General features: G+C 37.6%; 9 protein-coding genes. All 9 read left to right on the forward strand.

The features are described from left to right. The first annotated feature begins 2 nt into the window (after positions 1-2). Positions 3-1,040 (forward strand): glycosyltransferase, encoded by a 1,038-nt coding sequence (locus NW213_RS11125; RefSeq protein WP_258322812.1) that lies wholly within the window; start codon positions 3-5, stop codon positions 1,038-1,040. A gap of 12 nt (positions 1,041-1,052) precedes the next feature. After that, positions 1,053-2,078 (forward strand): acyltransferase family protein, encoded by a 1,026-nt coding sequence (locus NW213_RS11130; protein ID WP_258322813.1) that lies wholly within the window; start codon positions 1,053-1,055, stop codon positions 2,076-2,078. A 30-nt stretch (positions 2,079-2,108) separates the two neighbouring features. After that, the gene (locus NW213_RS11135) at positions 2,109-2,534 is read left to right on the forward strand and encodes a hypothetical protein (protein WP_258322814.1); all 426 of its coding nucleotides are present in this window, start codon (positions 2,109-2,111) and stop codon (positions 2,532-2,534) included. Beyond that, positions 2,519-2,692 (forward strand): hypothetical protein, encoded by a 174-nt coding sequence (locus NW213_RS11140; protein WP_258322815.1) that lies wholly within the window; start codon positions 2,519-2,521, stop codon positions 2,690-2,692. Before NW213_RS11135 ends, NW213_RS11140 begins: the two co-directional genes overlap by 16 nt. Positions 2,693-2,874: 182 nt before the next feature. Next, on the forward strand, positions 2,875-3,993 hold the full coding sequence (locus NW213_RS11145; protein ID WP_258322816.1) for a glycosyltransferase family 4 protein: 1,119 nt from the start codon (positions 2,875-2,877) through the stop codon (positions 3,991-3,993). A 22-nt stretch (positions 3,994-4,015) separates the two neighbouring features. Next, positions 4,016-5,266, forward strand: coding sequence for a nucleotide sugar dehydrogenase (locus NW213_RS11150; RefSeq protein ID WP_258322817.1), 1,251 nt, complete (start codon positions 4,016-4,018; stop codon positions 5,264-5,266). 3 nt (positions 5,267-5,269) lie between these two features. After that, positions 5,270-6,328 (forward strand): NAD-dependent epimerase/dehydratase family protein, encoded by a 1,059-nt coding sequence (locus NW213_RS11155; RefSeq protein WP_309148294.1) that lies wholly within the window; start codon positions 5,270-5,272, stop codon positions 6,326-6,328. Between the two features lie 14 nt (positions 6,329-6,342). Continuing rightward, positions 6,343-7,482: a dTDP-glucose 4,6-dehydratase gene (locus NW213_RS11160; RefSeq protein WP_258322818.1), complete on the forward strand. Its 1,140-nt coding sequence runs from the start codon at positions 6,343-6,345 to the stop codon at positions 7,480-7,482. Between the two features lie 269 nt (positions 7,483-7,751). Continuing rightward, on the forward strand, positions 7,752-7,973 hold a 222-nt coding region (locus NW213_RS11165; protein ID WP_258322819.1), incomplete at its 3' end, for an AAA family ATPase.

Consider the following 7,973-nt stretch of genomic DNA (forward strand, 5'->3'; position numbering starts at 1 on the left):
GAATGAAAATATTGCATGTTATCACGTCTTTGGAAGTAGGTGGGGCACAAAGGCTTCTGGCCGATTTATTGCCTTTGCAGGCTGTTTCAGAAAATGTCACTCTGCTTGTTTACGAACGTGTATGTAATGATTTTGAAAAGGCCGTTGAACAGGCCGGAGTCAATATCATTTGTCTGGATGAGCATAATTTCTATAATCCTAAAGTTGTCCTCAAATTGAGGAAAATTTTCAAGGATTACGACATAGTACACGCTCATCTGTTTCCAACAATATATTGGGCTTCACTGGCAGCAAGGGGACTTAAGACCAAACTGATATATACAGAACACTCTACATTCAATTCAAGGAGAAATAAATGGTATTTTAGACCTATAGAACGGTTTATGTATAAAAGATATGATAAAATCATATCAATAAGCCGACAAACACAAGATGCGTTAACCTTGTGGCTGGGTGAACATGACGAACGTTTTAGAATTATTGAAAATGGTGTAGATACAAAAAAGTTTTCTTCAATAAAGACTCCTGTAATTCCAGGATCGCTGATTATGGTTTCACGCTTCGCAACTTCTAAGGACCAGGAAACCGTTATCAAAGCAATGAAGTATATTGATAAGAAAGCAACACTACGTTTCGTGGGTGATGGCGAAAACAGAATTCATTGTGAGAAAATAACTGAGAAACTGGGACTGACGGACAGAATTCAATTCCTGGGTGCCAGATCTGATATAGCAGAACTGATATCTTCGGCATACATCGGAATACAATCAAGCAAGTGGGAGGGATTTGGTCTGACGGCTGTGGAAATAATGTCATGCGGCAAGCCTGTGGTTGCTACTGATGTAGACGGACTGAAGCAAGTTGTTGAAGGTGCAGGTATAATCTTTAAATGCGGTAATGAAACTGAACTTGCCGACATAATAAATAATCTTCTGAATGATAAAGAATACTATCAGAAAGTCTCAGACAGATGTTTGCAAAGGGCTAAAGAATATGACATTTCTGTAATGTCAAAAAGATATTTGAGCGTATATAAATGATTATATTGATATATGAAAGAAGAAAATGTTATTCCTGTAAATAGTGGTAAAAGATTAGCTTATTTCGACACACTTAAGTGTCTGGGAATATTATTGGTCATAAGCGGACATGTACAGTTTTTTGGAATGAACATAAAAGCATACGATTCTCCTCCTACATTAATGCTATACAGTTTCAATATGCCATTATTTTTCTTTATTAGCGGATATTTAGCTTTTAAAGAAGATATGATAGGCAATATGAAAGGGGTAAGAAAAACAGGAAATAAATTCCAGTATCTTGTTTTACCTGCAATTGTATTTTATGTTTTTTCAAGTCTATTGGAACAAGGTGGCAACATTTTCGGATTCTTTGAATATGGTCTGGGGAAATATTGGTTTACATTTACATTGTTTGAAATGTTCATGATATACTATTGCGTAATTTCCCTGATAAAATCAAAGACAGGACTTGCCATATCATTAATATTACTATCTATATCAGGACTCTGTTATCTGAACTTCTTTAGTAAATATGATATTGCATTCTTTGATTTTAACCATTTAATGAAATATTTCCAGTTCTTTACATTAGGGGTACTGTCAAAAATGTATTTTCCGCTTTATGACAAAGTGATGAGGAGTGAGTGGATAAAAGCCACTTCCATCATATTATTTTTTACTATACTCTTCATGTTATATAAAATAACATTACCAAATATTGTTCATCATTTGTTAAGGGATATTGTATTGAGATATTTGGGCTTATATATTGTTGTATCACTCTTTTACTGCAAGCAGGAAATATTTAGCAAAGACAACAGAATCAACAGTATAATCCAGAATATCGGGAAGAATTCACTTGCTATTTATCTTTTACAATATTTCTTTATGCCTGATTTTTCCGGTTATCCCCAATGGTTAAAATCCCTTGACTGGCTAAGTATCTATGCTATAAGTTTCGGATATACAGTCTTTATTACAGCACTTTGCATGCTTTTCATTTACCTTTTATCAAATAGCACATTTGTCAAGAAATATGCTTTAGGGAAAAGATAGAATTTACAAATCATATAAATATACTGGAACATGGATAAACGTAAAATAAGAGACAGTATCAGGCTGTTTGGCTCTATTTGCTTCTTCTGGTTATATATACCTCATTTTATAGTTTTTATCTATAAAATGAATTACATAATCAGTGACCTGAAAGCCATTGAACCACAATTAAATATCAGAATACCAATAGGATTGCAGTTATTATACCAGCTGCACAACAACAGATATTTCCGCAATGTATTCTACTATCGGATTGGTCCGACCCTTGACTTGTTAATCAGCTGGTATCGTCCGGGAGACAAGTATTTCTCTTTGCCGTTCTCAACTAAGATTGGTAAAGGACTAAAATATGCTCACCCATATTCCACTATTTTGAACGCTGAATATATTGGAGACAATTTCAGTTGTATTCACTGTACGACAATTGGAAAAAAGGAACCTTGCGTCCGAAAATAGGCAACAATGTAAATTTAGGATGCAATGTTACTATTATAGGAGATGTAACTATCGGGAACAACGTAACGGTAGGAGCAGGTGCTGTAGTGGTAAAAGACATTCCCGACAATGCAATAGTAGTTGGAAACCCGTCAAGAATTATCGGATATAATAATTAATGAGTTTTACATGGTAAGGAAACTGCAAATCCAACTGATGTATGGGAATTATACAAAAACACCAGTAAAAATCTTTTTTATCGTATAAAGATTGTGAGATATAATTCTTTTGTCATACATTTGTAAATAGTGATTTTTTTTAACAGGAGTGCAGTATTTATTTTATTAATGCGTAATTATATATGAATAAACTATTTATTGTAGTTAATGTTGATAGTTTTTTTCTTTCACACAGGAAAGATATTGCATTAAGAGCAGTAAAAGAAGGATATGATGTTACAATCATTGCCAGTGATACAGGAAAATCACAAGAAATAAAGTCATTGGGGTTGAAATTTATTAACTTGCCTATAAATAAAACGGGTACAAATATATTTCAAGAACTAAAAACCTTTAAGTTTCTATATTCGCTGTTCAAGAAAGAGAAACCTCATATTGTTCATCTTGTAGGACTTAAAACTATATTATGGGGAGGACTGGCCGCCAGATTAAGAAAGATAAACGGACTTGTTACTGCTGTGAGCGGTTTGGGAGTCATGTTTTCTCCGGAATATAAACATGGGTTGATGTCGGAATGTATCCTGAAAATGATGAGATTTATTCATCACAGAAAAAACACATACTGTATTTTTCATAACACAGATGACTTGGATTTGTTCGTCAGCAACGGAATTATTGACAGAGAACATTGTATCAGGACAATGGGATCGGGAATAGATCTTAATATTTTCAAATATGTTGAAAAACAAAAAGACAGCAAACTAAGAGTATTGTTTACTGCCAGAATGGTGGAAGACAAAGGTGTGCTCATTTTAATAGATGCAGCAAATATTCTGAGAGAGAAATACCATGATAAAGTAGAATTCCTGTTGTGCGGTGGTCTGGAAACCAATCCTCTTGCCATTAAAAAAGAAACTTTAAATAAACTTTGCGACGGTACATACATAAAATGGCTGGGCAAACGTGACGATATAAAGCAACTTCTGGAAAGTTCGGATATTTTCGCATTCCCATCATATTATAAAGAGGGATTACCGAAATCATGTATAGAGGCTGCAGCTATTGGAAGACCAATAATAACCTGTGACTCTACAGGATGCAGAGATACGGTTATTGATGGAAAGACAGGATTTCTTATACCGATAAAGGACAGTACAGCACTGGCCGATAAATTACAGATTCTATTCGAAGATGAAAATCTCAGAAAGGAAATGGGATATAATGCAAGAAAATATGCAGAGAACAAATTCTCGTTGGAAGATGTAATAAATGCACATATAAAAATTTATAACAGTTTGTAAGGATATTTTAAATTAAGTTATTATGAATATTGCAGTAGCAGGAACAGGATATGTGGGTCTATCTATAGCTACATTATTGTCACAACACCATAAAGTGGCAGCTGTAGATGTCATCCCTGAAAAAGTAGAAAAGATAAATAAAAGAATCAGTCCTATTCAGGATGAATATATAGAAAAATATTTGGCTGAAAAAGAGTTGAATCTTACTGCAACTTTAGATGGTAAATCAGCATATAAAGATGCAGAATTTGTTGTTATCGCAGCTCCTACAAACTATGACGCTGTGAAAAATTATTTTGACACCAGTCATGTAGAAGAGGTTATTGACCTGATTCTGGAGGTAAATCCTAATGCCGTTATGGTTATAAAGAGTACCATACCTGTGGGATATTGTCAGAGTCTGTACAAGAAATATGGCAGAGAACTGAAGTTATTGTTCTCGCCGGAATTTCTTCGTGAGAGCAAAGCTTTATATGACAATCTATATCCTAGTAGAATTATTGTAGGATATCCAACTGAAGAATTCTCCAATCATACTGAAGAGCTGAAAGATGCAGCCAATGCATTTGCGAATCTTTTAAAGGAAGGAGCCCTGAAAGAAAACATTGATGTCCTGTTTATGGGACTTACAGAAGCGGAAGCAGTAAAACTGTTTGCAAACACTTATCTGGCACTGAGAGTTTCATACTTTAACGAGCTGGATACATACGCTGAAATGAAAGGTCTGAATACACAGGACATAATAAAGGGGGTGAGTCTGGATCCTAGAATAGGAGACCAATATAACAATCCGTCGTTCGGATACGGGGGATACTGTCTGCCTAAAGATACAAAACAGCTGTTAGCCAATTATAAGGACGTTCCGGAGAATCTTATTGAAGCTATAGTAGAATCAAACCGAACAAGAAAAGATTTCATTGCCGACAGAGTCTTGAGCATGGCAGGATATTATAATGACAATGCACAATGGAGCTCAGAGAATGAACATGAAGTAGTAATAGGTGTTTACAGACTTACAATGAAATCGAACAGCGACAATTTCCGTCAGAGTTCCATTCAAGGTGTCATGAAACGAATAAAAGCTAAAGGTGCAACCATTATAATATATGAACCTACAATAGAAGATGGTTCCACATTCTTTGGCTCGAAGGTTATCAACGACCTTGATAAATTCAAGAGTATGAGCAATGCCATAATTGCAAACAGATATGATACCTGTCTTGATGATGTGGCTGGGAAAGTGTATACAAGAGATATTTTTAGGAGGGACTAGGATATGTTGGAATATAATATTGACTTGAATGGAAAAACTGTCCTGGTGACAGGTGCTGCCGGTTTCATAGGCTCGAATCTTGTAAAGCGTTTGTTCAATGATGTGGATGATATAAAAATTGTCGGCATCGATTCAATGACTGATTACTACGATGTCAATATAAAGAAAGAACGTCTTTCGCAAATTGAGGCCCTAAATCGTGACTGGGTGTTTGTGGAAAACAGTATTGCCAACCGCGACGCGGTAGAAAGTATTTTTACAACACACAAGCCGGCTGTTGTAGTAAATCTGGCAGCCCAGGCGGGAGTACGTTATTCAATTTCCAATCCTGACGCCTACATTGAGAGTAACATGATTGGTTTCTACAATCTACTGGAGGCTTGCCGTCATCATGAAGTTGAACATTTGGTATATGCTTCTTCATCATCGGTTTATGGCTCAAACAAGAAAGTTCCATATTCTACCGATGACAAGGTGGATAATCCTGTATCGCTTTATGCCGCTACAAAGAAAAGTAATGAGTTGATGGCTCATGCTTATTCAAAACTATATAATATACCTTCTACCGGATTGAGATTCTTTACAGTTTACGGACCTGCAGGACGTCCTGACATGGCATATTTCGGCTTTACCAACAAGCTCCGCAAAGGTGAAACAATAGAAATATTCAATTACGGTAACTGTAAAAGGGACTTTACTTATATAGATGATATAGTGGAGGGCGTTATAAGAGTGATGCAACATGCACCTGAAAAACAAAATGGCGATGATGGTCTGCCTATTCCTCCATATAAAGTTTACAATATAGGTAACAATCAGCCTGAAAACCTGCTTGATTTTGTTCAAATCCTACAGGAAGAATTAATAGATGCGGGCGTTTTACCAAAGGATTATGACTTTGAATCACATAAAAAGCTAGTCCCTATGCAGCCAGGTGATGTACCTGTAACGTACGCTGATACAACACCTCTGGAAAAAGACTTCGGTTTTAAACCTTCCACTTCATTGAGAGATGGATTAAGAAACTTTGCGAAATGGTATGCAGACTATTATTGTAAATAAAAAAACAAGCAATTATGAACTTTAACCGCAATATCCTGATAACCGGCGGAGCCGGTTTCATTGGCAGCCACGTAGTGCGCCTGTTTGTGAACAAATATCCTGAGTACAGAATCATCAACCTGGACAAGCTGACTTATGCCGGCAACCTGGCGAACCTGAAGGACATAGAGGATAAGCCTAACTATGTGTTCGTAAAGGCTGACATATGCGACTATGAACGCATGCAGGAGATTATGAAGGAATACCAGATAGACGGTATCATCCATCTTGCTGCTGAGAGTCATGTGGATCGTTCGATAAAGGATCCGTTCACTTTCGCACGTACGAACGTGATGGGTACGCTAAGCCTGCTGCAGGCTGCAAAACTGTACTGGGAGAGTCTGCCTGAGAAGTATGAGGGCAAGCGTTTCTATCATATCTCTACCGACGAGGTGTATGGGGCTCTGGAACTGACTAATCCTGAGGGTGTAAAACCGCCGTTCACTACTACGGCTTCGTCGTCGGAACATCATCTGGCATACGGAAAGGATTTCTTCTACGAGGATACGAAATACAATCCGCACAGCCCGTACTCGGCTTCGAAAGCGAGCTCGGATCATTTTGTGCGTGCTTATCATGATACTTACGGGATGCCGACTATAGTGACTAACTGCTCGAACAACTATGGGCCGTACCAGTTCCCGGAGAAGCTGATTCCGCTGTTTATCAATAATATCCGTCACCGCAAGCCTCTGCCTGTATATGGCAAGGGTGAGAACGTGCGCGACTGGCTGTATGTGGTGGATCATGCGCGTGCGATAGACGTGATTTTCCATAACGGTAAAATAGCTGATACATACAACATAGGCGGTTTCAACGAATGGAAGAACATCGACATCATAAAGGTGCTGATAAAGACCGTTGACAGACTGCTGGGTAACCCGGAAGGTTATTCTCTGGATCTGATTACTTATGTGACTGACCGTCTGGGACATGACATGCGCTATGCTATTGACTCTACGAAGCTGCAGCGTGAGCTGGGTTGGGAACCGAGCCTGCAGTTTGAAGAGGGTATAGAGAAGACGGTGAAATGGTATCTGGAGAACCAGGAGTGGATGGATAATGTGACTTCAGGGGATTATCAGAGGTATTATGAGGAAACTTATAATAATTAATAATTAAAAATTAATAATTAATAATTAAGAGCTGGCGGTCAACGAAGGTAATTAATAATTGGCAGACAGCGAAATTGATTAATAACTAGGGGATTCCTCCATGCGGCGGCGGGTAATGCCGGGCATGGGGGAATTTCTGTATAAAAACTCAAAAAAATATCTGCGGTTGGGATTTATTGTTTTTTTTCGTAATTTTGTATTAGGGACTAGATACTAGGAGACGAGTTGACTTTAAAAAACTCATAAACTTAAAAACTCAAGAACTCAAAATGAAATACCCTATAGGAATACAGAATTTTGAAGAGATACGCGAAGGCGGTTATCTTTATATTGACAAGACGGACATGATGTTTGATCTGGTGGATAATGGTAAGTATTACTTCCTGAGCCGTCCGCGCAGGTTCGGAAAGAGTCTGCTTATCTCCACGCTGGAGACTTATTTCAGCGGAAAGAGGGAGATGTTCGAGGGGCTGAAGATTGCGGAACTGGAG

The sequence above is a fragment of the Bacteroides sp. ET336 genome, assembly GCF_024733815.1.
Taxonomy (GTDB): domain Bacteria; phylum Bacteroidota; class Bacteroidia; order Bacteroidales; family Bacteroidaceae; genus Phocaeicola; species Phocaeicola cellulolyticus.

Excerpts from the sequence above, each read along its gene's own strand:
- NW213_RS11160 (WP_258322818.1), top strand. The coding sequence starts at position 6,343 with ATGAACTTTAACCGCAATATCCTGATAACCGGCGGAGCCGGTTTCATT.
- NW213_RS11155 (WP_309148294.1), top strand. The coding sequence starts at position 5,270 with ATGTTGGAATATAATATTGACTTGAATGGAAAAACTGTCCTGGTGACA.
- NW213_RS11125 (WP_258322812.1), top strand. The coding sequence starts at position 3 with ATGAAAATATTGCATGTTATCACGTCTTTGGAAGTAGGTGGGGCACAA.
- NW213_RS11150 (WP_258322817.1), top strand. The coding sequence starts at position 4,016 with ATGAATATTGCAGTAGCAGGAACAGGATATGTGGGTCTATCTATAGCT.
- NW213_RS11130 (WP_258322813.1), top strand. The coding sequence starts at position 1,053 with ATGAAAGAAGAAAATGTTATTCCTGTAAATAGTGGTAAAAGATTAGCT.
- NW213_RS11145 (WP_258322816.1), top strand. The coding sequence starts at position 2,875 with ATGAATAAACTATTTATTGTAGTTAATGTTGATAGTTTTTTTCTTTCA.
- NW213_RS11135 (WP_258322814.1), top strand. The coding sequence starts at position 2,109 with ATGGATAAACGTAAAATAAGAGACAGTATCAGGCTGTTTGGCTCTATT.